24 protein-coding genes are annotated in these 24,633 nt (G+C 69.2%); 11 read left to right on the forward strand and 13 right to left on the reverse strand.

All coding sequences use genetic code 11. The annotated features are described in order from the left end of the window. Window positions 1–43: 43 nt before the first annotated feature. Window positions 44–808, forward strand: coding sequence for an 8-oxoguanine DNA glycosylase OGG fold protein (locus PSS76_RS23260; protein ID WP_337456687.1), 765 nt, complete (start codon window positions 44–46; stop codon window positions 806–808). A 109-nt stretch (window positions 809–917) separates the two neighbouring features. Here PSS76_RS23260 and PSS76_RS23265 read toward each other — a convergent pair whose 3' ends face one another. Further along, complete coding sequence (locus PSS76_RS23265) at window positions 918–1,673, reverse strand: hypothetical protein (RefSeq protein WP_337456688.1); 756 nt, start codon at window positions 1,671–1,673, stop codon at window positions 918–920. A gap of 236 nt (window positions 1,674–1,909) precedes the next feature. On the opposite strand from PSS76_RS23265, the gene PSS76_RS23270 reads away from it, so the two are divergent. Further along, window positions 1,910–2,593, forward strand: a complete 684-nt coding sequence (locus PSS76_RS23270) for an SIMPL domain-containing protein (RefSeq protein ID WP_337456689.1) — start codon at window positions 1,910–1,912, stop codon at window positions 2,591–2,593. Between the two features lie 82 nt (window positions 2,594–2,675). On the opposite strand, the gene PSS76_RS23275 is transcribed toward PSS76_RS23270, so the two are convergent. From PSS76_RS23275 to PSS76_RS23290, 4 genes are all read right to left on the reverse strand, one after another. After that, window positions 2,676–3,386, reverse strand: a complete 711-nt coding sequence (locus tag PSS76_RS23275; protein ID WP_337456690.1) for a DUF2510 domain-containing protein — start codon at window positions 3,384–3,386, stop codon at window positions 2,676–2,678. A gap of 129 nt (window positions 3,387–3,515) precedes the next feature. Further along, on the reverse strand, window positions 3,516–3,776 hold the full coding sequence (locus PSS76_RS23280) for a hypothetical protein (protein ID WP_337456691.1): 261 nt from the start codon (window positions 3,774–3,776) through the stop codon (window positions 3,516–3,518). A 118-nt stretch (window positions 3,777–3,894) separates the two neighbouring features. After that, entirely contained in the window at window positions 3,895–4,644 is a 750-nt protein-coding gene (locus PSS76_RS23285) for a hypothetical protein (RefSeq protein WP_337456692.1), read from the reverse strand. 33 nt (window positions 4,645–4,677) lie between these two features. Further along, the gene (locus PSS76_RS23290; RefSeq protein ID WP_337456693.1) at window positions 4,678–5,049 is read right to left on the reverse strand and encodes a type VII secretion target; all 372 of its coding nucleotides are present in this window, start codon (window positions 5,047–5,049) and stop codon (window positions 4,678–4,680) included. 38 nt (window positions 5,050–5,087) lie between these two features. Here PSS76_RS23290 and PSS76_RS23295 point away from each other — a divergent pair, with 38 nt between their 5' ends. Continuing rightward, window positions 5,088–5,735 carry a hypothetical protein gene (locus PSS76_RS23295; protein WP_337456694.1) on the forward strand — a complete coding sequence of 216 codons (648 nt, stop codon included), beginning with the start codon at window positions 5,088–5,090 and terminating at the stop codon, window positions 5,733–5,735. 3 nt (window positions 5,736–5,738) lie between these two features. Here PSS76_RS23295 and recD read toward each other — a convergent pair whose 3' ends face one another. From recD to recC, 3 genes are read right to left on the reverse strand one after another with little or no spacing between them, the layout of a single operon-like run. Next, entirely contained in the window at window positions 5,739–7,583 is a 1,845-nt protein-coding gene (gene recD, locus PSS76_RS23300; protein ID WP_337456695.1) for an exodeoxyribonuclease V subunit alpha, read from the reverse strand. Beyond that, on the reverse strand, window positions 7,580–10,873 hold the full coding sequence (locus PSS76_RS23305) for a UvrD-helicase domain-containing protein (protein WP_337456696.1): 3,294 nt from the start codon (window positions 10,871–10,873) through the stop codon (window positions 7,580–7,582). Before PSS76_RS23305 ends, recD begins: the two co-directional genes overlap by 4 nt. A 14-nt stretch (window positions 10,874–10,887) precedes the next feature. Beyond that, window positions 10,888–14,145, reverse strand: a complete 3,258-nt coding sequence (recC, locus tag PSS76_RS23310; RefSeq protein ID WP_337456697.1) for an exodeoxyribonuclease V subunit gamma — start codon at window positions 14,143–14,145, stop codon at window positions 10,888–10,890. A gap of 151 nt (window positions 14,146–14,296) precedes the next feature. Here recC and PSS76_RS23315 point away from each other — a divergent pair, with 151 nt between their 5' ends. From PSS76_RS23315 to PSS76_RS23340, 6 genes are all read left to right on the forward strand, one after another. After that, the gene (locus tag PSS76_RS23315) at window positions 14,297–14,605 is read left to right on the forward strand and encodes a type VII secretion target (RefSeq protein WP_081187937.1); all 309 of its coding nucleotides are present in this window, start codon (window positions 14,297–14,299) and stop codon (window positions 14,603–14,605) included. Between the two features lie 23 nt (window positions 14,606–14,628). Next, complete coding sequence (locus PSS76_RS23320) at window positions 14,629–15,342, forward strand: hypothetical protein (protein ID WP_337456698.1); 714 nt, start codon at window positions 14,629–14,631, stop codon at window positions 15,340–15,342. A 1-nt stretch (window position 15,343) separates the two neighbouring features. Then, window positions 15,344–15,727, forward strand: a complete 384-nt coding sequence (locus PSS76_RS23325; RefSeq protein WP_139791971.1) for a hypothetical protein — start codon at window positions 15,344–15,346, stop codon at window positions 15,725–15,727. Between the two features lie 273 nt (window positions 15,728–16,000). Further along, the gene (locus PSS76_RS23330; RefSeq protein ID WP_139809649.1) at window positions 16,001–16,318 is read left to right on the forward strand and encodes a hypothetical protein; all 318 of its coding nucleotides are present in this window, start codon (window positions 16,001–16,003) and stop codon (window positions 16,316–16,318) included. Window positions 16,319–16,377: 59 nt separating this feature from the next. After that, window positions 16,378–17,175 carry a helix-turn-helix domain-containing protein gene (locus tag PSS76_RS23335; protein ID WP_337456699.1) on the forward strand — a complete coding sequence of 266 codons (798 nt, stop codon included), beginning with the start codon at window positions 16,378–16,380 and terminating at the stop codon, window positions 17,173–17,175. An 11-nt stretch (window positions 17,176–17,186) separates the two neighbouring features. After that, a complete protein-coding gene (locus PSS76_RS23340; protein ID WP_337456700.1) occupies window positions 17,187–17,573 on the forward strand; it encodes a VOC family protein in 387 nt (128 codons plus the stop codon). On the opposite strand, the gene PSS76_RS23345 is transcribed toward PSS76_RS23340, so the two are convergent. Genes PSS76_RS23345 through PSS76_RS23355 form a run of 3 tightly spaced genes read right to left on the reverse strand, consistent with a single transcriptional unit; the run spans window position 17,554 to window position 20,458 of the window. Further along, window positions 17,554–18,195: a LutC/YkgG family protein gene (locus tag PSS76_RS23345; RefSeq protein ID WP_337456701.1), complete on the reverse strand. Its 642-nt coding sequence runs from the start codon at window positions 18,193–18,195 to the stop codon at window positions 17,554–17,556. The genes PSS76_RS23340 and PSS76_RS23345 overlap by 20 nt on opposite strands. Then, window positions 18,192–19,706 (reverse strand): LutB/LldF family L-lactate oxidation iron-sulfur protein, encoded by a 1,515-nt coding sequence (locus PSS76_RS23350; protein WP_337456702.1) that lies wholly within the window; start codon window positions 19,704–19,706, stop codon window positions 18,192–18,194. The genes PSS76_RS23345 and PSS76_RS23350 overlap by 4 nt, the downstream gene beginning before the upstream one ends. Next, window positions 19,703–20,458: a (Fe-S)-binding protein gene (locus PSS76_RS23355; protein ID WP_022595031.1), complete on the reverse strand. Its 756-nt coding sequence runs from the start codon at window positions 20,456–20,458 to the stop codon at window positions 19,703–19,705. The genes PSS76_RS23350 and PSS76_RS23355 overlap by 4 nt, the downstream gene beginning before the upstream one ends. Window positions 20,459–20,672: 214 nt before the next feature. Between PSS76_RS23355 and PSS76_RS23360 the strand changes: the two genes are divergently transcribed. Next, complete coding sequence (locus PSS76_RS23360) at window positions 20,673–22,340, forward strand: L-lactate permease (RefSeq protein ID WP_069856015.1); 1,668 nt, start codon at window positions 20,673–20,675, stop codon at window positions 22,338–22,340. A gap of 35 nt (window positions 22,341–22,375) precedes the next feature. Next, window positions 22,376–23,107, forward strand: coding sequence for a FadR/GntR family transcriptional regulator (locus tag PSS76_RS23365; RefSeq protein WP_005514202.1), 732 nt, complete (start codon window positions 22,376–22,378; stop codon window positions 23,105–23,107). 1 nt (window position 23,108) lies between these two features. Here PSS76_RS23365 and PSS76_RS23370 read toward each other — a convergent pair whose 3' ends face one another. Both PSS76_RS23370 and PSS76_RS23375 read right to left on the reverse strand, forming a co-directional pair. Then, window positions 23,109–23,618 carry an O-acetyl-ADP-ribose deacetylase gene (locus PSS76_RS23370; RefSeq protein ID WP_084870831.1) on the reverse strand — a complete coding sequence of 170 codons (510 nt, stop codon included), beginning with the start codon at window positions 23,616–23,618 and terminating at the stop codon, window positions 23,109–23,111. Beyond that, entirely contained in the window at window positions 23,615–24,583 is a 969-nt protein-coding gene (locus PSS76_RS23375) for an ADP-ribosylglycohydrolase family protein (RefSeq protein ID WP_081185388.1), read from the reverse strand. The genes PSS76_RS23370 and PSS76_RS23375 overlap by 4 nt, the downstream gene beginning before the upstream one ends. Window positions 24,584–24,633 lie beyond the last annotated feature (50 nt).

Raw genomic sequence — 24,633 nt, forward strand, 5'->3', positions numbered from 1 at the left:
GTCGCGCCCCGCCGCTGTCGGTACCTGGTGCAATCATCGCCACATGCATCTGCTCGACGACGGGTTCGCGCCACCGGAGGCCTGCGTGCAATGGTGCCGCGCCCGCGCCTATCCGCTGCACGTCCTCGATGACAGCGCGCACGTCGACCTCGACTGGTGGAACCACCACCTGCACGAGCACAAGCACGAGATCGTCCTGCACGGACGGGATCTCGACCGTCGGGTGGTCGACCGCGGCATCGCCGTCGTCCAGCGCAACGATCTGCAACTCGGCAGCGAACTGGTCGACTCCGAGCACGACGCCCTCGGTCTGCTGTTCTTGTGCGCGGCCTGGCGCAGCGCGCACCGCAGCCGCCGGGCGACCCGCCGCCTGCCCGACGTCTTCAACCCCTACGCCGAGCAGGAACCACTGGCCAAGATCAAGAACGTGCTGGACCGGTGCGCCAAGGACAAGCGGATCCCCGAACCGTCGGGTGACGCTTGGTCGGGCTGGCCGGACATGCCCGGCGTCGGGGTGCCGCTGATGGCGCTGTTCATGTGGGCGGTCGGAGTGCGACGCGACGGCGTCCGCGCCCAGCTGATCGACCAGCACGGCGTCTCGACGCTCATCCACGAGGGCTGGCTCGAGGAGCCATCGGTCAGTGGGTTCACGCTCCGCCGCTACGACCGCTATCTGCAACTGCTCAGCGCCTGGGCGATGCAGGTGGGCACCGACCCGGAGCTGATCGAGATGTGGTTAGTGCAGCGCTGGAATGCCCGCGTGCAGGAGGCACGCAGCGGCGCCCGCGCCGAGCCGACGCTGTTCTGAAGCGCCGAATTCCCGAATCATCGTCACCAAGGCAGTTCCCGTCGGGCACGTGTGCAACCGCCGATCGGGCCATCGCCCGACGACGGATCGCCAGCACTTCGCAAGAGGGTTATGTGCGAAAGCCCCCATTTCGTCTACGAATTGCGGCGTTAATGTATGCAACATCGATCCCTTCTCCGAGTCGTTCCCATTCCGCGCTCGAATCAAGTTCCGGAAGGAAGCCGCCGACCACAACCTCGGAGAGCCTCCGGTCACCTGTCGGCACGCGATTTTGCAGACACCAGGCATCACGCAGAATCAAATTGACTGTGGGAACCCTCAACTCAGGGTTTCGGAACCTACGAACCTTCAGTCCGTCCAACAGGTAGTCACGCACGCCGTACGGAGGTTCCATGCGGTCGATATCGGCACCCGATCCGAGCTGACATAGTTTCTGTCGCGCAGCGTCTGCATCGAAAACGATGAATCGACGCAACGCGTTGCAGATCGACCACACCATTGCGATCCACACGACCCACGAAATTACCGGAGGGACGGCGCCCGCAGGCAGCCCCGGCCACGTAATGACAAGGTGAACAGCCGCAACGCCGACAACCGGCAACAACATCGAGACCACACCGGACCGTTCCGGGTACTTGTCGCGCGCGAAGTCCCAGCTGATCATGCGGCGGGCTCTGGCCAGCATGCCTTCGATGACGGTCTCGCTGAGACCTGGTGTTTCAGCTTGCTCCAGCAGAGCTGATATCTGCTTCTGCCGACGGTCCTCCCGATGGGACCGTAAGAATCGCGCGATCGACGCTGACGTCACAGTCGTCAATCCCGCCATTATTACGACTACAGACTGGATGCTTGTCAGAATTCCCATGCATCGGACGGTAATGGCGCGTACCGACATCCGTGCGTGGAGACACTCTGCACCAACGACAACCCCGCCCCGTTCACCGCCTCACCGGCGTTCTCACCTCGGCACGGCGGCCCCTTCCGCGGTCTACCCGGGCCGGCGGTCGATCAGCTCAGCCTCCTTGCGGATCTACCTCCGCCGCATCGACGGTCCAATCACTTAGGTTCTGCACACTGGCCATGTTCGGGGACACTGGTGGCATGCCCACCAATCCCGTCACGATCACCGTCACCGGCCACGCCGAACGTTCGGTCACGCCCAATCGCGGCGTGGTCCACCTGAACATCGAGTTCGACGCCGCCACCCGCGCGGAGGCGTCCGACGCCGCGACCTCGTCAGCGGCCGCGGTCACGCAACTCGTCGGCTCGTTCGAGAAGGACGCCGCCCGGCCACTGCGCCGCTGGTCGCTCGATCAGGTGCAGCACTCCCGCTACCGCCCGTATCACCCGCAGGGCAAGAAGCTGCCGTGGAACTACCGGTCGATGGCCACCGCGGCCGTGACGTTCCGCGATCTCGACGCCGTCGCCTCGTTCGTCGACCGGGCGTCGGCGATCGAGGGCGTCAACGTCACGCGCTTGGAGTGGAAGCTCACCCGGACGGCCCACGCGAAGGCGGTGGCGCGAGTCCGGGATCTCGCGGTGCGGGACGCCCTCGCCAAGGCCAAGGGCTACACCCGGAGCCTTGGGTGCAAGCGCATCGAGGCCGTCGCGCTGGCCGACCCGGGGATGCTGAATGCGGGACAGCGACCAGACTTCGGACCGCCGGTTATGCGGGCGATGGCAGCGTCGGCTCCGGCGCACGACGCCGGCAGCCCGACCGTCGAACTGCGTCCCGAGCCGCTACTTATTCGGGCCGACGTGGAAGCCCGGTTCGAGGCGTCCTGACCGACGCCACGAAGCAAGCCCGCTCGACTACACCGATCAATCCACGACGACGAGCCGCTTCCTCACTCGAGACACAGCGGAATCAGCGAGTTGTGACGTCGATGACGCACTGATCGAGCGCCTGCACCCGCTCGTCGCCCGGCGAGATGTCGATGTTGCTACTCGCCTTCGGCCACGACGTCTCGTTTCGGGCGCCCCCGGTGGATGCATACACCCTGCCACCCAGAACAACCCAAACGTCGGAACGGTTCTCCATCTGGCCGTCCGGACGCAACATCGTCGCGCCGACGAAGGTATACGGGCCGTCTTCGATCACCAGACCATTCGCGAGCGTCAGACTGTTGTCGGTGAGACCCCGAGCGATCTGGGCAATGAGGCTGGGGCTTGCACTTGCACACCGGGCGTCAGACAATCCCGACGCATCAGCGACAGTCGGAGCGAGCGCTCCGGAACTAGGCGCGGCGACTACAGAACTCGACTCCGCCGTCCGCGCGGGAGCGCTGGTAGCGAGCGGGATAGCGGTCGACGTTGTCGGGACTGCTTCCGACTCGGCCGGATCGTCCTCTCCTCCGATCATGTTTCCGATGATCGAAAGGACGACCAAACCTCCGACGATCCCGCCAGCGAGCTTCCAGCCCTTGCGCTTCGGCGCCGTCTTAGGCGTCGGATCGGTCAGTTGCTGTCCAGGCCCGCCTGTCTGGGTTGCAGACGTCCACTGGTTCCCATCCCACCACCGAAGGGTGCTGGGAGCGTTCTCCGGATCCGGATACCAACCGGAAGGTTTAATATTCATTCGGAGGTTATATCAAGAGGTATCGAACTCAACCCAGCGAAGGCCCCGAACCGGCCGACGTCGATGCGCGGCTCGATGCGACCAGGGTTCTCGCCACAGGCGAGGCGAAACGCAGCGGCGCTCGGGCCGCTACCAGTCGGTGCCCATGATCGGCGGCGGGTCGTCGAAGTACTCGTCGTCACTTTCCAGAGGAGCGTCGGCGTTCGAGCCCGCGTACTCCTCCTCGATCCTCCGCTGCCCTTGTGCTGCAAGCCCTTCCTTCTCCTCGGTACTCAGCTGTGACAGCTCGGTGACAGCCCCGCTGACGAGGGGATTGACGACGCTCGAGAAGGTGGTCGAGTCGACGACGTCGCGCAGGCTCGCCCGTCCCGAGAGGATATCGGCCACCATCTTCTTGAACGACGGGTCGGGCGTGGCGTCCGACAGGATCTGTAGCGACTTCCTCAGTTACAGCGCCATCGCCGGATCGGTCTCGAGTGAAGGAAGCAACGGGCGATCTGCAGCCATGTCACACCCCACCTTGACCGTAGGCGGCGCCAGGGAGGGCCGGGAGCTTTGAGTCCCCGACGGCGCCCATGTATCCGGCGACCAGGCCTGCAACGGCTTGCGCGCCCATGAATGCCTTGTTGACGACGTCGACGATCTTCTGGATCGTCTGGAAGACCTTCCACCCCGTGGCGAGTGCTACCGCCCAGGCGCTCGCCGTGATGATCGCACCAACTCCGGTTGCCGCTGCGAAAGTCGACGCACCGGCCGCGGCCAACTCAATCAGGAACTGGATCATCAAATCCGTCGCAGTCCCCAACAGTCCCTTGACGGACTGTGAGAACTCATACATCCCGAGGGCCACCGTCTCCAGTTCCGCACCCATCGAATTGATCACTTGCCGCTGAGACTCGACGGCGCGAGCCAACTCGTCGAAGTAGCCGGCTGCAGAATCTGCGGCCTCACCCTCCCATGACACCACAGCAGTGCTCGTCGCCGACGACAGCGCCTCGGACATCATTGCGTTGAAGTCACCGACGGACTTCACCGCACGACCGGCCTCCTGCACTGCCGCCCAATCGCCGGCCACCCAATCCGCGATCGTGTCGACCGGGTTCTTCTCCACCCCAATGATTCCGAGTGCCCCCATGACGGGCACGGTCAGCCAATAACTCGGGCTCAAATAGGAGCCACTGAGGGCGTTCTCGAGCGGATCCGGCACCGGGTCCGCGGCAGCCGGGTCCTGCAACGCGCTTCGCGGATCATCAGTCATCGGTCCTCCCTTCCGAAAGTCGATCAGTAGCGGTCAGTACACGCGGTCCAATGCCGTGGCGTTCGTCGAATCGGTTGCCCGGTACTGGTCGGCGGTACGGGCGATCTCACTACCCGACGCGGCGACCAGGCGCCCGATCGCTGCGGCGTTGTCCGACAGAAGCGCCCGGACGGCGGAGACCGTGGGTGCAACCGAGAGGAAGATGCGGCCGTCGGCCATTCCGATCGACAAATGCTCTTCCAGATAGGCAGTGGCCTCCGACACCTGCCCAGCGAGGTCACCCAACTTGGCAGCGAACGTATCGAGTGCATTCGGATCGACAAGCACCGCATCCCCCAATCTCTGGCCGGAGCCCCTCCCCGGGCGCCGATAACATTGGCAACGTACCAGTGGGGCCGGAAGCACTTGCGCTGGGCCACGACCAGAGGCTATGCATACCGATCGTGGCTCCCTCAACGACGGACCAGGTCGCCTTCCCGCTGCGTGAAGGGTCTGACGACGAACTCGGCCGATGGAAGGATCACGCCCAGGTACGGAAGGTAATGCGCTTCGTTGCGATCCCGATGCCCGAACTCTGTGTGGCACACGGCGAGCCTGCGACTTGGTCGAAGCGTTTCCGGTGCTATTCACGACCGACGACCGACTTCGATCGCAAGTCACGTCGCTCGCAACTACTGCACGATTTCGTGTTCACCTCGGACCGGATCTTCCGACAGGTGAACCGCCTGGCGACGGCCTACTCGACCACCATCACGACGCATGGCTGCCCCGCATGCCGAGGCTGGCTCTACCGACGGCGCGCCCGGTCCGGGGCGCTGCTCGTTATTACCCTGCTCCTGCTCATCGCCGTGCCGATGGCTCTGGCCGAGTCCTCACAAGACGGTCTCGTAGCCCTTTCGCTCTTCGCGGGGCTTGGCATACTGGTGGTCACCGCCGCGTCCGCACGATGGATCAACGAGTTCGCTCGCGCGACCGTCAGCGAGGACGGCACGCGCCTGATCATCGACAACCCACACCCGGATTATGCGCGCGTCGCGGTCGCGATGGGCGCCGAACGAAACCCGCTCCGCGAGCGCACCGAGGAGCACTAGGGCTCAGCCCCGCCGCAACCCACTCGCCCGCAGGACCCGTCGCCCCACGGCAGCCCGCACGGCCGCCTCGGTCCCGACGATCCGCACGTGCGTCCGCGCACGGGTGATAGCGGTGTACAGCAACTCTCGCGTCAGCAGCGACGACTCCTCGCCCGGCAGGATCACCGAGACCACGTCGTACTGGCTGCCCTGGCTGCGGTGAATCGTCATGGCGTACACCGTCTGCACCGACGCCAGGTGGCTCAGGTGCACCAGATACGGCTCCTCGCCGCGCGCGAAGGCCGCAACCAAGTCACCATCCGCGCCCTCGACCACAACCCCGGTGTCGCCGTTATAGATCCGCATCTCGTGGTCGTTCGCGGTCACCATCAGCGGCTGCCCGGCGTACCAGCGCTCCGGGTCGAGCCTGCTGCCGGTCGCCTCCCCGATCCACGTCATCGCATTGCGCGCCCACCACGACGCCCCGAACGGGCCCTCCCGGTGCGCACACAGCAGCCGATGCTTCTCCGACGCCCGCACCGCGCCCGCCGCATCGCCGGCCAGCGCGGCCGCCGTCACCTCCGCCGACGTCGACACCACATCGGCGCGCAGCCCCGCCAGGTCCTCGGGGTCGACGAATGACACGTCCGCCGCCCCGCTGCGCAGGATCTCGAGCGTGCGGTCCTCGTCACCGTCCCGCACTGCCACCGCCAGCTGCGCGATCGCGCCACCGAACCGGCGGCCGCGACTGAGTCGAATCACCCCGCCCCGCAGCCGGTCCCGCTCCGACGCACTTAGCGCCGCCTCGGCCGGATCGTCCGACGCAGAGAGGTCCGCACCCACCACCCGCGCCAGCACCGGATTCTCCACGCCGGTCACGGGCCGCGCCACCAGGTCGGCGAGCACCGCGCCGGCGTCCACCGACGTCAACTGGTCCGGATCGCCGACGAGCACCAGCCGCGCCTCCGGACGCACCGCCTCGAGCAGCCGGCACATCATCGTCAGCGACACCATCGACGTCTCGTCCACCACGATCACGTCGTACGGCAGATGGTTGGTCTCGTTGAACCGGAACCGGCTGGTCCCCCGCTGCCACCCGAGCATCCGGTGCAGCGTCATCGCCGGTAACTCCGACCGCAGCCCGACAAGCTCCGCCTGCTCGCGCACCGACTCCTGCAGCCGCGCCGCCGCCTTGCCGGTGGGCGCCGCCAGCCCGATCCGCAGTCCCGGCTGCTGCCGCGCGAGCAGCGCCAGCACCCGCGCCACCGTGTGCGTCTTGCCAGTGCCCGGGCCGCCGGCGATCACCGAAGTCCAGTGCGTGGCCGCGACGGCCGCCGCGATGCGCTGCCGGTCCGGGGCGTCCGACGGCCGCGACGGGTCGGCGAAGTCCCGGAACAACTCGTCCAGTCCGGCCCGCAGCAGGTCCTCGTCGACGGTCGGGTGCCCGTGCGCGCGCTCGTCCAGGATCCGGCGCACGGTCTGTTCCTGCCGGTAGTACCGGTCCAGGTACAGCAGCCCGTCCACCAGCCGCAGCGGCCGCAGCGGCCCGGCCTGTCCGCCGACCACCAGCGGGCTCGACGCCAGCCCCTCGGCGACGACGGCGTCGTCGGGCCACGGCAGCGCCGCGGGGTCGACCTCGAACTCCTCGTCGACCGTCACCTCCCGAATCCGGCTCAGGTCCAGGCACACCGAGCCCGATCGCACCGCCCGCACCGCCAGCGCCGTCGCCAGGTGCACGGGCTCGCGGGTCTCCCCGCTGAGCGTCGCGAGCCGCAGCGCGACGTGCACGTCGGCGGCCTCGAGCACCCCGGCCTCGTTGAACTCCCGCAGGACTCCCTTGCCGCGCTGCGCGACGCGTGCCTCGATCATGCGGTCTCCTCGACACTGGCCGCCAGCAGATCCGACAGTTCCACCACCAGCGCGGCGGGCGGATCCCAGTCGAACACGCCCGCCCCGTCCGGGGTGTCGGGGCCGACCATGCCACGCACGAACAGGTACTGCACCCCACCCAGGTGGGTCTCCGGGGTGTAGCCGGGCAGCCGCCACCGCAGATACCGGTGCAGCGCAACGGCATACAGCAGCGCCTGCAGCGGGTAGTGCGAGCGCATCATCTCCCCGGCCATCGACTCGCGGGTGAAGTCGGCGGTGGTCACCTCGCCGGGCGCGATCCGGTTGGTCTTGTAGTCGACGATCACGAACCGGGGGCCTTCGAGCCGCAGCACCGCGTCGATGCTGCCGGTGAGGTAGCCGCGCAGCGGCGTCGGATCCAGCGTCGCGAGCCGGTCCGCGTACGGCGCGAGGACGTCGTCGGGCGGCAGATGCTTGCGCAGCAGGTCCACGATCCGGTGCAGCGTCACCGTCAGCACTGCCGGGTCGTCGCCGCCGGCGAGGGGCAGCTCGAAGTCCAACTCCGGCAGCCGGTCTCGCGGGGTGATGTCGGCGAGGGTGCCGCCGCCGGCGAGCGGGGTCCGCAGCACCGGCAGCAGCGCCTCGGCCAGCGCCACCGGATCGACCTGCGACATCCGCGCGGCCACGGCCTCACGGCAGTGCCGCACCAGCTCGGCCTCGAGGTCGTCGGCGGCGGTGTCGACGTGCTCGAGGATCTCGTGCACCAAGGTGCCGAACACCGCGCCGTAGGGCATGGCGTTCATGGTCGACGGGATGCCCAGGGCGGGCGCGGCCGCGATGAGCGCAGGCTCCTCCGGCTCGTCCTCGATCTCCGGTTCCTCGGCCTCGCTGGTGACACCCGGATGCTCGTGCGCCGACGCGGTGAGCGCCGTGTACGACGTCCGCCGCCAGCCGGCGTCGAGCAACCGCGAGAAGACGGCGGCGGCGAGCTCCCCGGTCTCCTCCTGCGGCGGCGTCCACGACGGCTGCGGGATCGGGTCGGCGCCCACGGCCTGCACCTCCACCGTCACCGGCGCGGCCTCCGCCCAGCGGGTGAGCTGCTCGGCGACCATCGGGTCCTCGGGCACGCCCACCTTCTGCGGGACGTCCGACTCCCCCGGCTCGCGGCCGAACAGCATGCGGTGCAGCGGCGCCTCGTTGGTGGAGTACGCGGGCGCCCACCACAGCACCAGCTGGCACTGGGCGCGGGTGAGCGCGACGTACAGCAGCCGCAGATCCTCGCCCGCGGCCTCGGCGTCGCGCTGCCGTCGGCGGTCGCCGTAGCCGGGACTGCCCTCGCCGCCGATGTCGAGGATGCGGCGGCCGTGCTCGTCGTGTAGCAGCAACCGGTTGGGATCCGCGTAGCGGCCGGTGCTCCACCCGAACGGCACGTACACGATCGGGTACTCGAGTCCCTTGCTGGCGTGCACGGTCGCGATCTGCACGGCGGCCGCGTCGCTGTCGAGGCGTCGGCTGCGATCGCCGCCCCCGGATTTCGGGTCCTTGATGCGGTCGGTGAGCCAGCCGGTGAGCGCGGTGAGACCGAGGGATTCGTCGACGGCGACCGCGCCGAGCAGCTGCCCGATGTGCCGCAGGTCGGTGAGCGTGCGCTCGCCCGCGGCCACGGTCAGCAGCCGCGCCTCGAGCCTGGACTCGGCGGCGAGCCGCTCGAACAGCGCCGCGAACCCGGACTGCGCGAACACCGTCGCCAGCTCCCGCAGCTGCCCGCCGACCCGGGCGACCACCTCGTCGCTGCGGGCGTCGACGTCGGCGGCGGTCCAGCCGATGAGCGGGGTGAGCGCCGCGAGCCGGACCCGGTCGGGGCGGTGCGGCTGCTCGAGCGCCTGCAGCACTTGCAACCAGTGCGTGGCGGCGGGGGTCTCGAAGACGCTGGTGCCGCCCGCGAGAACCGACGGCACCCCGACCCGGTCCAGGGCCTCGCGCACCAGCGCGATCTGGGCGTTGGTGCCGGCGAGGATCGCGACATCACCGGGTTCGACGGGCCGCGTGACGCCGTTCAGTTCCAACGTGGCGCCGCTGCCGAGCAGTTCGACGATGTCCGCGGCCACGTCCGCCGCGACCCGCGAACGCAACGCCCCGACGGCCGGATAGCCGGAGTTGTTGAGCCGTCCGGCACCCGCCCGACACAGGTAGCGCAGCCGCAGCGGCGCCGCCCCCTGCAGCCGCGACCCCTGCTTCGCTGCCGACACCGGGTGCACGACGATGTCGCGGTGCCCCAGGGCGGCGCCGCCGTGCAGATGCCCCAGTGCGGCAACCAGATCGGCGTCGCTGCGCCAGTTGGTGGTGAGCTCCTGATGGCTGTGCGCGGAGCCGACCGCGTCGAGGTAGCTGAGCACCTCCGCGCCCCGGAACGCGTAGATGGCCTGCTTGGGGTCACCGACCAGGACGAGCCTCGAATGGCCGTGGAACGCGGCGCGCAGGATCCCCCACTGCTGCGGGTCGGTGTCCTGGAACTCGTCGACCAGGACGACGCGGTAGCGGTCGCGCACCCGGCGGCACGCCGCCTCCCCGTGCTCGGGATCGGTGAGCACGCCGTGCAGCAGCGCGGGCAGGTCGTCGAAGTCGCGGATGCCCGCGAGCCGCTTGCGGCGCTGGGTCTCCTGGCGGACCGCGGTGGCGAACGCGACGGCGTCGCCTGCGCGGGTGCCCTCGGCGTCCTCGGGGGCGAGGACGGACTGCGGGTCGAAGATCGCGGCCCGGGCGGCGGCACGGGCGTCGGCAGGGCGCAGGGTGCGGGAGTCGGCGCGGGCGAAGCGGTGCAGGAACAGGTCGGCGATCACCTCCGCGACCAGGTCCTCGGCCTCCTCGACCAGCACCGCGTCCGGATCCCGCTCGCCCGCGATGCCGAGACCGTCGAGCATGCGCTGGCAGAAGCTGTGGGTGGTGACGATGGTGCCGGCGTCGAAGTCCGACAGCGCCTGCATCAACCGTCGGCGCCGCAGCGCGATCTCGGCGTCGTCGGTGTCGGCCAGGTGCGCGACCAGCGGATCCTCGCTGGCGCGCGCGGCGATGGGGTCCGCCAATCCGGCAGCGGCGGAGGCGAACCGCTCCCGGGTGCGCTCGCGCAATTCCTTGGTGGCGGCGCGACTGAACGTGACCAGCAGTAGCTGGGAGAGGTCGACGTCCTCCTCGGCGACGAAGCGGGCCGCGAGCCCGACGATCGCGTACGTCTTACCGGTGCCGGCGCTGGCCTCGAGCACCGTGGTGCCCTGCGGCAGCGGCGCGAACAGATCGAAGGCGGTGTCGGTCATGATCGCGGTGTCCGTCACGGTTCCCCCAGGGTCTCGGCCGCGAGCAGCGACCCCCACAGCACCGCGGCCTCGGTGCCGAAGCAGCTCGGTTCGTACGCCCCGGGCGGCGCGGGCTTGGCGGTGAGCACCGCCAGCTCCGCGTCCGGCCCGTGCACGAACCGGACGTGCCGGTCCTTGCCGTCACCGAAGTCGCCGGTCCATGCACGCTCGGCGGCCACCAGCGCCAACTCGATGGAGCGGCCCCGGAACCGCTGGTCCGCGTACGCCGCCGACGATGCCGTGGTCATCGGCAGCGGCTCCACCAGCCCGCGGTCCCGCATCTCGACCAGCCGGGTGAGGATCTCGGCCGCGTTCTCCGGTGCCACGAGCGTCGAGCGCATCACCGGGGTGCGCCCGCTGCCGCGGCCGGTGGTGACGGCGGTGAGGTTCCCGGACCGGCCGGTGGCGGTGACGGCGAGCAGCCGCACCCACGCCCCGATCCGATGCTTGGGGGCCAACCGGGAGAACGTGGTGCGCGCGATCACCTCGCCGTGCACCCCGTCGACGGTGCCGACCAGGCGTCGGCCGCCGAGGTCCACGTCGATGTCGACGGCCTCGGACGGTCCGGCGTGCACCGGCGTCGACGCGCGGGCCAGCGAGTCCACCGTCCATTCGATGACCGAGAGCGCGGCGTCACCCAGCCGCGCGGGCGGCAGCGTGCCGCGCCGCCACTCCGCGGCCCGGAACGCCGCCGGGTCCGCGCCGGCCAGCCGGGCACCGAGCATCCGCTCCCCGATCCCCCACCGCGCCAGCGGGTCGAGTTCGAGGTCGAGGGTGTCGGCGACGTCCTCGTCGAGGTCGGGCACCCGGAAACCGAGCCGCTGCCGCAGGAAACCCTGGATCGGGTTCTCCAGGAACGAGATCAGTTCGGCGAGGTCGACGTCGCCGGGCTCGATCGGTGGCAGCGGTTCCGGCAGGAACGCGGGCGCCGGGACGGACGGCTGCTGCGCGGCGCGGGCACCGCCGAGTGCCGCGTGGTCGAAGCTGCGCGGACCCACCGGATCGAAGTTGCGGGGATCGAAGGGCTGCAACGGATGCCGCTGCACCACGTCCGCCCCGGCCATCGCCGCGAGCACGTCACGTAGCTCCGCGAGCGGCACCGCGGGCGGGCGGGGTGTGCCGTTGACCGGGTCGGCGCCGGTGTAGAACAGCAGCAGCCGTTCGCTCGCGGACATGATGGCGTCGAGCAGCAACTGGCGGTCCTCGCTGCGCGGATCCCGTTCTCCTAGTAGCGGATCGCGGGCAAGCACGTCGTCGCCGTCGATGCCGGTGCCACGAGGGAAGACGTCGTCGTCGAGCCCGAGCAGCACCACCACCCGGTGCGGGACGGAGCGCATCGGCACCATCGTGCACACCGTGAGCTCCCCGGTACGGAAGTTGGCGCGGGTGGGGCGGCCCGCGAGGCGTGAGCGCAGCATCGCGCGCACGTCCGCGAGTCGGAGCTGCGTGTCGCCGCCGTGCTCGACGGCCGCGGCCAGTTCGCGGCGCGCCTGCCCCAGCTGCCACGCGTCGGCCTCGGCGACGTCGACGAGCAGGTCCAGGGCCCGGGCCAGCGCCGCCGACCACTGCTCTGCCGACTGCGGTCCGGTGAGTCCGCGCAGCGACACGTCGAGCCGGTCGACATACTCGGCGAGGCGCCCGGTGAGGTCGATGTCGTTGCTCTCGACGTCGTCGAGCGGCAGTGCGAGCGAGAGCCATTCGCCGTCGGCGTCATCGGCGGCGGCGCCGAGCAGGATGCGGTCGAGCGCGGCCTTGAGGGTGTTCTGTTCGAAGTCGCCGAGCCCGAACGCACCGCGTTCGCGGCGCCCGATCCCCCACCGCGCGCCCGCGGCGACGGTCCATTCCCGCATGCGTTCGAGGTTGTCGTCGTCGAAGCGGAACCGTCGGCGCACGGGCGCGGTCGCAGCCAGATCGAGTACCTGGCTGACGGTGACCCGGGAGTCCGCGAGGTCGAGCAGCGTCGCCACCACTCCCAGCACCGGATTGGTCTGGTGCAGCGCACGATCCGCGAGCCGCACCCGCAAGCGGTGCCCGGGGTGGGTGAGCGGTCCCTGGACGCCCTGGCCGAACGCGGCCCGCACGAGCGGCGCGTACGTCTCGACGTCTGGGCACATCACCACGACGTCGCGCGGCTCGAGCGTCGGATCGTTCTGGAACAGGTGCAGCAGCCGCTCCCGCAGGGCCTCCACCTGGCGGGCCGGGCCGTGGCAGGAGTGGATCTCGACGGTGTCGTCGACCGGCCATGACGACGGCTGCCGGTCCGCGGCGATGTCGGACTGCAGCTGTCCGAGCAGCGTCGCCGGGCGCGACGGCCCCGGGTGGTGCACGTCGACCATCCCGATGGCGCCGAGCCGCGACTGCAGCTCACGCACGTCGCGGGCGAGGCTGGCGAGCAGCGGGTGCGCGACGTCGAGCGCGCGCACGTCGTCGGCGCGGCGACGCGGCGGGTCGGTGTCGGCCAGCTCCCCCCACATCTCGATGCTCGGATGCGGAATCCATACGTGCACATCGCGGTTGGCACCGAGTGCGGACAGCACCGCGATCTGGTCGGCGCCCAGCCGGGTGGGCCCGAACAGCGACAGCCGTTCGGGCAGCTCGAGCAGGGCCGGTTCGTCGCGCAGCCGCGCGCATGCGGCGTCGAGGCGCTCGGCGGGGCTGGGGCTGCCGATCCGCTCGCGCAGCCTTCGCCACAGCTGGGCCTGCCAGCACAGGTCGGCGTCGAGCGGCGACGTGCCGTCGGTGTCGCGGCCGGCCGCCCAGTCGACGAGCATCGCCGGGCGCTGCGAGCCGTACGCGCGGAACAGTTCGGCCAGGTGCGCGGCGGTGCCGTAGCGGCGGCCGGCGCGATGGTCGTCGGCGCCGTGACCGAGATGTCGGGCGAGGACGGTGCACCACGGCTCGGCCAGGCAGTCGTCGATCACCTGCAGCAGCGTCCACAGCATCCGCGACGGGTGCCACGGGTCGTCGTCGACGTCGTAGCCGGTGGCGGCTGCGAGCGCCTGGTCGATCAGCCGATTCGGCGACGGGAACTCGATGTTGGCGGCGACACCATCGTGGCCGGAATCACCCGCACCCAGCACGTGCGACAGCCGCTGCGTCAGCCAGCGTTCGACACCCTTCGCCGGGACCGCGATCACCTCACGCTCGAACGGGTCCGCAAGGGGCGTGACCAGCACCTGAGCGAGCGCAGACGCGAGCGTTCCGGCGCTCTCGGCGCGGTGCAACGTCAGCAAGTGCGGATCTCCCTACGGTGTCGGCGACTGTGCAGCATCGGCCAAGCATTATCACACCGATCCGACGAGTCCGACGGTTCCGAACGGCCAAGAAACGCGCCAACGACCGGTTGCTAGGCTGCCACGCGACAGTAGTAGCCAGGGGGGCGTTATGTCAGATCCAGATCTCTTCGTCGAACCCGACGACGTCGATGCATTCGCGCGACACGTCGCGGACCTCAGCGCACAAGCCGACGCCGCGAGGAAGTACGCGGAGCAGTGGACAGCAATCGGCTACGCGGAAGGGCGCATGTTCGTCCCCGTGGTCGAGAAGCTCAGTGGGTTGCACGACTTGTTGTCGGAGAACTTTCGTCGAATGTCTCAACTGTCCGCAGATGCAGCGAACGAACTCACGCGCGCAGCAACGATGTACCGAGCGAGCGACGACGCCTCGAGCAACCGCATCGAATCCACCTACTGACGTAGATCCTTCCGGGGGGAAGAATGACAACAGCGATCGAACTGAAGGATCCTGTCGCGAGCGATCCGGTTCCGGACCTCGTCGAGAACATCCTGGGCGCTGCTCAATACATGAGCACCACATACTGGTTCAACGAAGCAGCAAAACTGGTCTGTGGAAAAGACCCGATGGCATGGATTGCCGCTCAGTTCGCAGGCGACTGGGAGGCAATCCAGCGCGCTGGCATAGCGATCTCCACCTTGGGTGATTTCAATGAGGACTACTCCAGCCTGATCGACCGAGACATAATCGGGCTTTCTTCCTATTGGACAGGGGGCGCTGCCGACGAAGCGTCCAAGTACTTTACTGAGTACAGCGACTCGATCAGCAGCCAAGCACATGATCTCGCGCGGATCGGTGACCAAGTCCAGCAAATCGCAGTCGGCATGTATGAGACGGCGAATGCGGTCAAAGGCCTGTGGCAAGCGTTGTTCGATCGGCTGATCACAATCGCAGTGACCGCAGCCGCAGCCATGTTCACTGGTTGGACTGGCGTCGGCGGGGCGATTGGAGGTGCCGCTGTTGTCGCTCAGGTCGTATCTGCATCGGCAGTCTGGCGCCAAGCCGTCGACACCACAGGCAAGGCCTGGGACGGCGCCCAAGGCTCGATCGGACTGATCACAGGTCATATGGCGGGTCTGGAGAACGTCGCAGTACACCAGCTTCCGACACAGTCGTACGACCATCCAGGAGCTTGAAATGGCTTTGAGCAATCCACTGCAGGACGTCACAGGCGGAGATCCCGGACTGGCTCGCCACCTTGCAGATTCGTTGAGAGCCCTTCAGCGGCACAGCCCCGATCAGGAGTTCACAAAGCTGATTGATGATGTGCTGAGCGGGCGCGCACAACTCCGAGATGTCGTCAGAACCGCGGCGTTCGGGCGCGTACTCGATCCGCTGGTCGGGCAGTTTGCCGAGAAGTACAACGAACTTGACGGGGACTCGCGTGCCGCCCTTGCCGCGGAAGGAGAGCTCCAACTGTCGAGTTCGAGGGACGACGGCTCCCCAGCCGAATCACCACCACCTATCGACGACGAAGGCGGTGCGCCGACACCGCGCCGCATTCTGTCTTCCGAGTGGTAGACGATGTCGGCAGACTCCCCGCCCTCTGTGAGGCTTGAAACACGAACGACAGACGGCCACGAGCCTGGCCCCCGACTCGCGCTTGCGGCCGCCTTGCCGGCAGTCTGCGTCGTGCACGGACAGCCCGCCACCACAACGACAACGGCGTGGATCCGTCCACACACCAAGGTGACGGTGGATCTTCCGCGCGGCGCCTGGTCGTATTTTCCAGGGGGTGTCCCCTTCTGGCAGGCGATGGAGAACCTCGTCAGGCGCCTTCGCGAGGAACCAGCCGTGCGCACGGAGTGGCCGCTGTGCTCACGGTGCGCGGGAGGTTTGTTCCGCCGCCGTCTCCTGGCGGCAATCCTCGCGACCGCGGGCGCACTCGCCTTCGTCGGAACGATCATTCTGGGGTTTGTCGGGATCCGCGGCCCAGGCGTCACAGCTGCCTTCGTCGGCGCCTTGTGCGCGATCGCCCTGTCCGTCCCCGTCGCCTACACCACGCGGGCCGAGCGGATCCTGCACGCCACCGCGACACCCGACGGCTCCGCTGTGATCGTGACCGACCCGCACCCCGCCTTCGCGGCGGCGGTGCGGGACCTCCAGCGGTAAGCCTCGCGCGGCGGCTCGAACTCCTGGGCCACGCCCCCGTCAAGTGTGACAATGCAGGAGTGGATCTCCGTCAGGCCGGTCATGCCGCGGGCATCGGTGTGGTGTCCGTCAGTACTCACTCCGGCCCGGAGCGGGTGCACCGCGCCGTTCCGACCCTGACCACCCGCCTCGTCATCAGCTTGGACGCGCCCATCGAGGTCCGCTACGACGGCCGCACCACACATGACCACGCCGTGCTGACGGGGCTGATGCGCCCCGGAGTCCCGACCTCGGCCACCGTGCTGCGACCACAGCAGCCGACGGTCTACGTCGAGTTGACGGCGTCCGCCCTGCAACGGCTCACCGGGATGCCGCCGAGCGAGCTGGACGCGGGCGGCGTCAGCGCAGATGCGGTGCTGCCGTGGCTGGAGCCGCTGCGCCAGGAGTTGGCCAAACGCCCGGCCCACCAGCGCGAAGCGGTGCTGCGTGCGCGCCTCCTCGAGCGGCTGTCGGCGAACCGCAGCCAGGGCAGCGAGGACGCCTTCCGAACCCTTGCGCTGATCGACGCCCACGACGGGACGATGTCGGCCGACGAACTGGCGCGCGCCGCGCACCTGAGCCCTCGACGACTGCGGGACGTCATGGGGCAGGCGCTGGGCGTCACCCCCAAGTTCGCGTCGCGGGTGGCGCGTCTGGGAGCGGCCGTGAACCGCGCCGGCGCGGGCGCCGCGTCCTGGGCCGACGTGGCCAGCGCCTCCGGCTATCACGACCAGAGTCACCTGGTCCGCGACTTCCGCGACCTCATGGACACGACCCCGACCGCCTGGCTCGACGAAGAGGGCCGAAATTTACAAGGCTGGCGCCGCCCTCAGCCGTGACGATGGAGCACATGAACAGTCAACTGCTCCCCAAACTGCTGGTATCCGACGCCGATGCGGCGATCACGTTCTACCGCGAGGCGCTCGGCGCCGAACTCGTCATGCGGGTGGCCGACGACGACGGCATCGTCAACCATGCCGAACTCGAGGCCGACTCGGCCGCGTTCGCCCTCGCCCAGAGCGTCCCGGAATGGGGATGGAACGATCCCGCCGCGACGGGCGGATCACCCGTCCTGCTGATGATCACCGTCCCCGACCCGGACGCGACGGCGGAACGTATGGTCAGCCGCGGCGCCGAGTTGGTGATCCCGGTCGACAATCGCCCCTACGGCAAACGCCAAGGCCGAGTGAAGGATCCGTTCGGTCACGTGTGGATCGTCAGTGGAGAACCTCGGTAGGCCCCACGATCACCACGTGCAGATTCCGCGGACCGTGCACGCCCTCGACGCGTTCGAGTTCGATGTCCGACGTCGCCGACGGCCCACTGATCATCGTGGTGGGCCGCTCGGGCACCAGCCGCGCCATCGCCTCGGGCACCCCCACCTCGATGCTGTCGACGGTCACCACGCACACGTGCAGGTCCGGCACCAGTGTCAGGGCGCGACGGCCCTGGTCGGGGCTGCCGTCCAGGAAGATGGTGCCGGTCTCGGCGCACGACACCGCGGACGCGGTGACGACACCGTCCAGATCGCCCAGCTGGGGCGCCGGCACGGTCGGCGAGTCCACCACGACCTCGCCGTCGAACCGGGACAGCCACGAATTGTCCAGTCCGGCAGGCACACCGACGCGGCGCGCACCGACCTCGGTCAAGACGCGGGCGAGCACGTCGGGCAGCTCCGCGACCGAGCTGCGATGCACCACGGCCTTGTAGTCCACCAGCCGATCGACCAGCAGCTCCACGCGGTCGGCGTCGGGCATCGTGCGACCGGTCCGGTACTCGCGTGGAACCTCGACGGTCTTCGGCGGCGCCAGCGTCAGCGCATCGCGAACGCGTCCCATGATCACGTCACGCGAGTTCATCGCTGACCGTCCTTCCGTGCGTCGGCGATGGCCGCGCGGCCCTCGGCGGAGTCCCACCACTGCCGGAACGTCTGTTTCGGCGGCGCCGGGATGTCGCGGGCGTCGGTCCACCCGCTGAGCGGCGGCGGCAGTGTCGAGATCTTGCCCTTCTTGCCGGCCACGACGCGTCCGAGCCCGGCGGCCTTCTGCGTCACCGTGAACCGCTTCGCGGATGACATCGCGATCGACGCCGCCTTCATCGCGGCGGCCTCGGCGCCGAAGCCGGACTTCTCCACCTTCTGGTGGCGCAGCTCGACCAGCAGCGACGGAATGTCGATCTTCACCGGGCACGCCTCGAAGCACGCACCGCACAGGCTGGAGGCGAACGGCAGCGTCGAGTTGGGGTCGTCCTTGCCGTCCATGCCCGCCAGCTGCGGGGTGAGGACCGCACCGATCGGGCCCGGGTAGGTGGAGCCGTAGGCGTGGCCACCGGTGCGCTCGTACACCGGGCACACGTTGAGGCACGCCGAGCAGCGGATGCAGTTGAGCGCCTCGCGGCCGACGCTGTCGGCGAGGGCGGCGGTGCGGCCGTTGTCGAGCAGCACCAGGTGGAAGTTCTGCGGGCCGTCGTCGGGCGTGACACCGGTCCACATCGACGTGTACGGGTTCATCCGCTCCCCGGTGGACGAGCGCGGCAGCAACTGCAGGAACACCTCGAGATCCCGGTACGTGGGGATCACCTTCTCGATGCCCATCACGGTGATCAGCGTCTGCGGCAGTGTCAGGCACATCCGGCCGTTGCCCTCGGACTCGACGACGCCGAGCGTGCCGGTCTCGGCGATGCCGAAGTTGGCGCCGGAGATCGCGACGGGCACCGTCATGAACTTGTGCCGCAGGAACTTCCGCGCGGCGGCCGCGAGGTGCTTGGGGTTGTCGTCGAGCGCGGGATCGACGCCGTCCATCTCCTTCAGGAAGATCTCCCGGATCTCCGAGCGGTTGCGGTGGATCGCGGGCACCAGGATGTGCGACGGCTTGTCGTGACCGAGCTGCACGATGAGCTCCGCGAGATCCGTCTCGTAGGCGTGGATGCCGTTGGCCTCGAGGTGCTCGTTGAGCTCGATCTCCTGGGTGGCCATCGACTTGACCTTGATGACCTCGTCGGAGCCGGTCTCGCGGACGAGCCGGGTGACGATCTCGTTGGCCTCGTTGGCATCGGCCGCCCAGTGCACGACGCCGCCGCGCGCGACGACGGCGGCCTCGAGCTGTTCGAGCAGCTCCGGCAGCCGGTTCATCACATCGGTCTTGATCGCCGCTCCGGCGTCGCGCAGGTCCTCCCAGTCGGGCAACTCGCCGGTGACGGCGAGGCGCTTGGCCCGGATCGTGTGGGTGGCCTTGCCGATGTTGCTGCGCAGCTGCGTGTTCGCGAGTTCGTGGTGCGCGGCGGCCGGGAACTTCTCGGTGCCGCGCAGGAAGCCCACGCCCTTCGGGGCGCGCGGCGGGAAGGCCGGCAGGCCGAGTGCGACGTCGCTCATGCGCTCACCTCCACGCTGGACTCGACCGAGGCCAGGATCTCGGCGAGATGCACCGTCCGGGTGCCCATCTGCAGCCGCGACATCCCGCCGCCGATGTGCATCAGACACGATGAGTCGCTGGCGCAACAGTATTCGGCACCGGTGTCGCCGATGTTGCGAATCTTGTCGGCCAGCATCGCCGTCGACGTCTCCGCGTTCTTGATCGCGAACGTGCCACCGAAGCCGCAGCACGCGTCGGCCTCGGGCAGCTCCACGAGGTCGATCTCGCGGACCGCGCGCAGCAGTTGCAGCGGCTTGTCGCCCACACCGAGCATCCGCAGCGAGTGGCACGTGGGGTGGTACGTGACGCGGTGCGGGTAGTAGGCGCCCACGTCGGTGACGCCGAGGACGTCGACGAGCAGTTCCGACAGCTCGTACGTCTTCGCCTTCACGGTCTCGACCTGCCCGCAGAGGGCCGCGGTGCCGTAGCGGGACGCGACGATCTCGTGCTGGTGCCGTACCGACCCGACGCACGACCCCGACGGCGCGACGACGGCGTCGATCGAGGCGTCGCCGAAGTTGTCGGCGTAGTTCGCCACGAGCGGCAGCGCGTCGGGCTGGTAGCCGGTGTTGACGTGCATCTGGCCGCAGCACGTCTGCCCGGGCGGGAACACGACCTCGTGCCCCAGCCGGGTCAACAGCAGTGCGGTGGACTTGGCGGCATTCGGGAACATCGTGTCCCCCATGCACGTCGCGAACAGCGCGATTCGCATGCGATTCTCCAGGCGATCGTCGGTGTGGTCTGACCACAGTAACGCATGGTCACAGCCTTGACGCAACAACTGACGCGGTTCTGCCCCAACTTTCGTGCAGCGCTCGAATGTGATCGGGGTCATGGTGTACGGTCCTGTGGTCTGACCACACAGCGGTCATATCCGGCCCGCCCCCGAACGCCGTCATCCCCGCGGCGCAATCCAGGAGTTTCATGTGGAAACCGAGACCCTCGCGGTGACCTTCACCCCCGCGACCGACGCCGTCGGCGGCAGCCTCACCGCCTCGGCGCTGGTCGGCCTCGTCCCGCTGGCCACGTTCTTCGTGCTGCTGGCCGGCTTCAAGCTCAAGGCCTGGTACGCCGGGCTGGGCGCGCTCGCCGCCGCGGCCCTGGTCGCGATCATCGGCTTCGACATGCCGGCGTCGCTCACCGGACTGTCCGCGCTGCAGGGCATCGCGTTCGGCCTGTTCCCGGTGATGTGGATCGTGGTGACCGCGATCTGGTTCTACGAACTGACCGTCGTGAGCGGACGCTTCGAGGACCTGCGACGGGTGTTCAACTCGATCGGCCGCGGCGACATGCGCGTGCAGGCCATGCTGATCGCCTTCTGCTTCGGCGGCATGCTCGAGGCCCTCGCCGGCTTCGGCGCACCGGTCGCGATCACCGGCGCGATGCTGATCGCCCTCGGCATGCCGCCCATCCGTGCCGCGGTCACCGTCCTGGTGGCCAACACGGCACCGGTTGCCTTCGGCGCCATGGCGATTCCGATCACCACCGCCGGCAACCTCACCGACATCCCGGCCACCGAGATCGCCGCCGTCGTCGGACGGCAGACCCCGATCCTGGCCCTGTTCGTCCCGCTGCTCCTGCTGTTCCTGGTCGACGGCCGTCGCGGCATGAAGCAGGTGTGGCCGATCGCCCTGGTCACCGGCGCGGTCTTCGCCCTCGCCCAGTTCTGGTGCTCGGCGCACTTCTCGTACGAGCTGACCGACGTCGTCGCGTCCCTCGCCGGCCTGGCCGCCGCGGTGATCATGCTCCGCTTCTGGGCACCGAAGACCCCGGACGACCAGCGTTCGCAGGTCGAGGCCGAAGCGCTGAGCCCGTCGCGCGTGTTCATGTCTCTGTTCCCGTACCTGCTGGTGGTCGTCGTCTTCGGCATCGCGAAGCTGTGGACCGTCGGCGTCGACATCCCGAAGTGGCTGTCCGGCACCGACCGGAAGATCGAGTGGCCGGGCCTGTTCGGCAACCTGCTGACCGGAACCGGCGCTCCCGCCTCGAGCGCGATCTACACCTTCTCGTGGTTGTCGAATCCCGGCACACTGCTGCTGATCTGCGGCGTCATCGTCACGATCGTGTACGCGCTGTGGACGGACGACGGCCGCTTCCCACTCACGCCGCGCATGTCGGTGGTGACCCTCGGCGTGACGCTGGTGAAGATGCGGCTCGCGATCGCCACCGTCGCCACCGTCCTCGGGCTGAGCTACGTGATGAACCAGTCCGGCCAGACCGTCGCGATCGGCACGTGGCTGGCCGCGACCGGCTCGATCTTCGCGTTCTTCTCACCGATGCTGGGTTGGCTCGGCACCGCCGTCACCGGCTCCGACACCTCCGCCAACGCCCTGTTCGCGAAGCTGCAGCAGACCGCCGGACAGACGGCCGGCATCGACCCGACACTGCTGGTGGCCGCCAACACCTCCGGCGGCGTCGTCGGAAAGCTGGTGAGCCCGCAGAACCTCACCATCGCGGCCACGGCCGTGGGGCAGGCGGGCAGCGAGCCGATCCTGCTGCGAAAGGTCATCGGCTACAGCCTCGGCATGCTGGTGATCCTGTGCACGCTGGTCTACCTGCAGTCCACCCCGGTCCTCAGCTGGATGCTGCCGTGACCACGCCCGATCGACACCGCCTAGGCTGACGTGTCATGTCGTCCGAACCCACTCCGTCCGACCTGCTGGTCACGGCGCACCCGCGCGCCTGGGAGCACGTGCTCAGCAAGGTCGAGGAGATGATGGTGTCGGGCGAGCTCGCTCCGGGACAGCGCCTCCCGGGCGAACGCACCCTCGCCGCCGATCTCGGCGTCGGGCGGTCGTCCGTCCGGGAGGCGCTGCGCGTCATGGAGGCGCTCGGTCTCCTCAAGGCACAGACCGGGTCCGGCCCCAACGCGGGCGCCATGATCGTCTCCCGCCCCACCGGCGGTATGACGATGCTGATGCGCATGCAGGTCGCGGCGCACGGCTTCCCGGTCTCCGACGTCGTGCAGACCCGTCTCGTGCTCGAGTCCGAGGTGATGCGGACCCTCGCCGCCCAGCCGACGGTCGATCTGAGCACCGCCGTCGAACTGCTCGATTCGATGGACGAGCCGTCGCTGAGCTCGGACGAGTTCCTCGTGCTCGACGCCCAGTTCCACGTCGCGATGGCCGACGCCGCCGGCAACCAGGTGATCGCCGCGATGATGGCCGGGCTGCGCGCGTCGATCGAGTCGTACGTCGTGGGCGGGGTGGACCGGATCGCGTGGCCCACGACGTGCACCCGGCTGCGGCACGAGCACCGTGGTCTGGTCGAGGCGGTCCGCAACGGCGACGCGTCCCTCGCGCAGCAACGGATCGTCGCCCACATCCGCGGCTACTACGAGGGCCTGCGCCACGACGCCTGAGTCACCCCGCGGCGCGCCGCATCAGGTTCGCGACGTGCGACTCGAACGCGACCAGCGTGACCACGTCGACGGCGGTGCGCGACGCCCGGATCGCCGAGACCGCCTGCTTTACAGCGTCTTCAGTGGGCCACCCGAACGCACCCGCCGAGATCAGCGGGAACGCCACGGTCCGCGCGCCGAGCCCGTCCGCGACCGCGAGGCTGCGGGTGTAGCAGGAGCGCAGCAAGCCCGACCGGTCCTCGTGGCGGGAGAACCGCGGGCCGACGGTGTGGATCACCCACGACGCGGCGAGGTTTCCGGCGGTCGTGGCGACCGCCGCACCCTCGGCGAGCCCGTCGGGCAGCGTGGTCGACCGGAGCGTGCGGCACTCGGCGAGAATCGCCGGTCCACCGCGGCGGTGGATGGCGCCGTCCACCCCGCCGCCGCCGAGCAGCGTCGAGTTGGCGGCGTTGACGATCGCATCCGTCCGGAACGTGGTGATGTCGCCCTCGGCGACGTCGATGACGGTCATTTCGGTTCTCCGTTCACGGTGTCGGTCACGGCCGTTCGTGACGCGATGTCGAGGCCGATCCGGACCAGGTCGTCCCCGCGGTAGCCCGGCCAGCCGTGCAGCATTGCGCGCCAGCGGTCCGGCACCGCCGACGCGCCCCACCGGGCACCGAGCAGACCGCCCGCGATGGCAGCGGTGGTGTCGGTGTCGTGGCCGGCGCGCACGGCACGCTCGAGCGCAGCGGGCAGCTGCTCCGGCCCCTGCGGCGTCCCGGCGATCGCCCACCACGCCGTGAGCAGTGCGTCGACGACCCAACCGTTGTTCGGGAAGTCCGCGGGCGTGCCGGTCTCGGCGGTGTCGAGCAACGGCGACCAGTACGCGCGGGTGCCGCTGTCGGCGATCTCGAGGTAGCCGCGCACGCCGTCGAACGTGCCGTGCAGCACGGCGTGCCGGATGGCGTACGTCCACATCTCGCACGCCTCGACGGCCCGCTCGTCGTGATGGGTGAGCAGGCCGATCGCCCGCGCTGCGCGCACGCAGCGACCCTCGTCGTCGAGGAACGCGAGCGCCACCGGCGCGGTCCGCATCAGCGAGCCGTTGCCCCCCTTGCGCCCCGGCACCGCCCACGCGCGCTCCCGCATCGCGGCAGCGTCGGCGGGGCGCGTGGACAGCACCGCGCGCGTCTGGTTCCCGATGTCCGCGGGGTCGGAGTCGTACCAGCGCACGAACTGGGCGGCGACCGCATCCAGTCCGGCAACGGTGGAGATGTCAACGCCGGTGGCGGCCGCCTCGGCGATGGCGAGCGCCATCGACGTGTCGTCGGTCCACTCCCCCGGTGCGAACGCTCCGATCCCGCCGCCGATCATGTCGATGACGGTGTCCGGACGCGGGGTGGTGAATTCGTATCCGGCACCGAGCGCGTCACCCGCGGCGGTGGCCAGCAGCACGCCCCCGACGCGATCGGCCCGAATTTCGTTCAGCTCCATGAAGAACCCCTTTTAGATCAATGTTGCGCTAAAGATTAGATCATGGGTGC

Origin of the sequence: Prescottella sp. D32, from assembly GCF_037287305.1 — a bacterium.
Lineage (GTDB): Bacteria > Actinomycetota > Actinomycetes > Mycobacteriales > Mycobacteriaceae > Prescottella > Prescottella equi.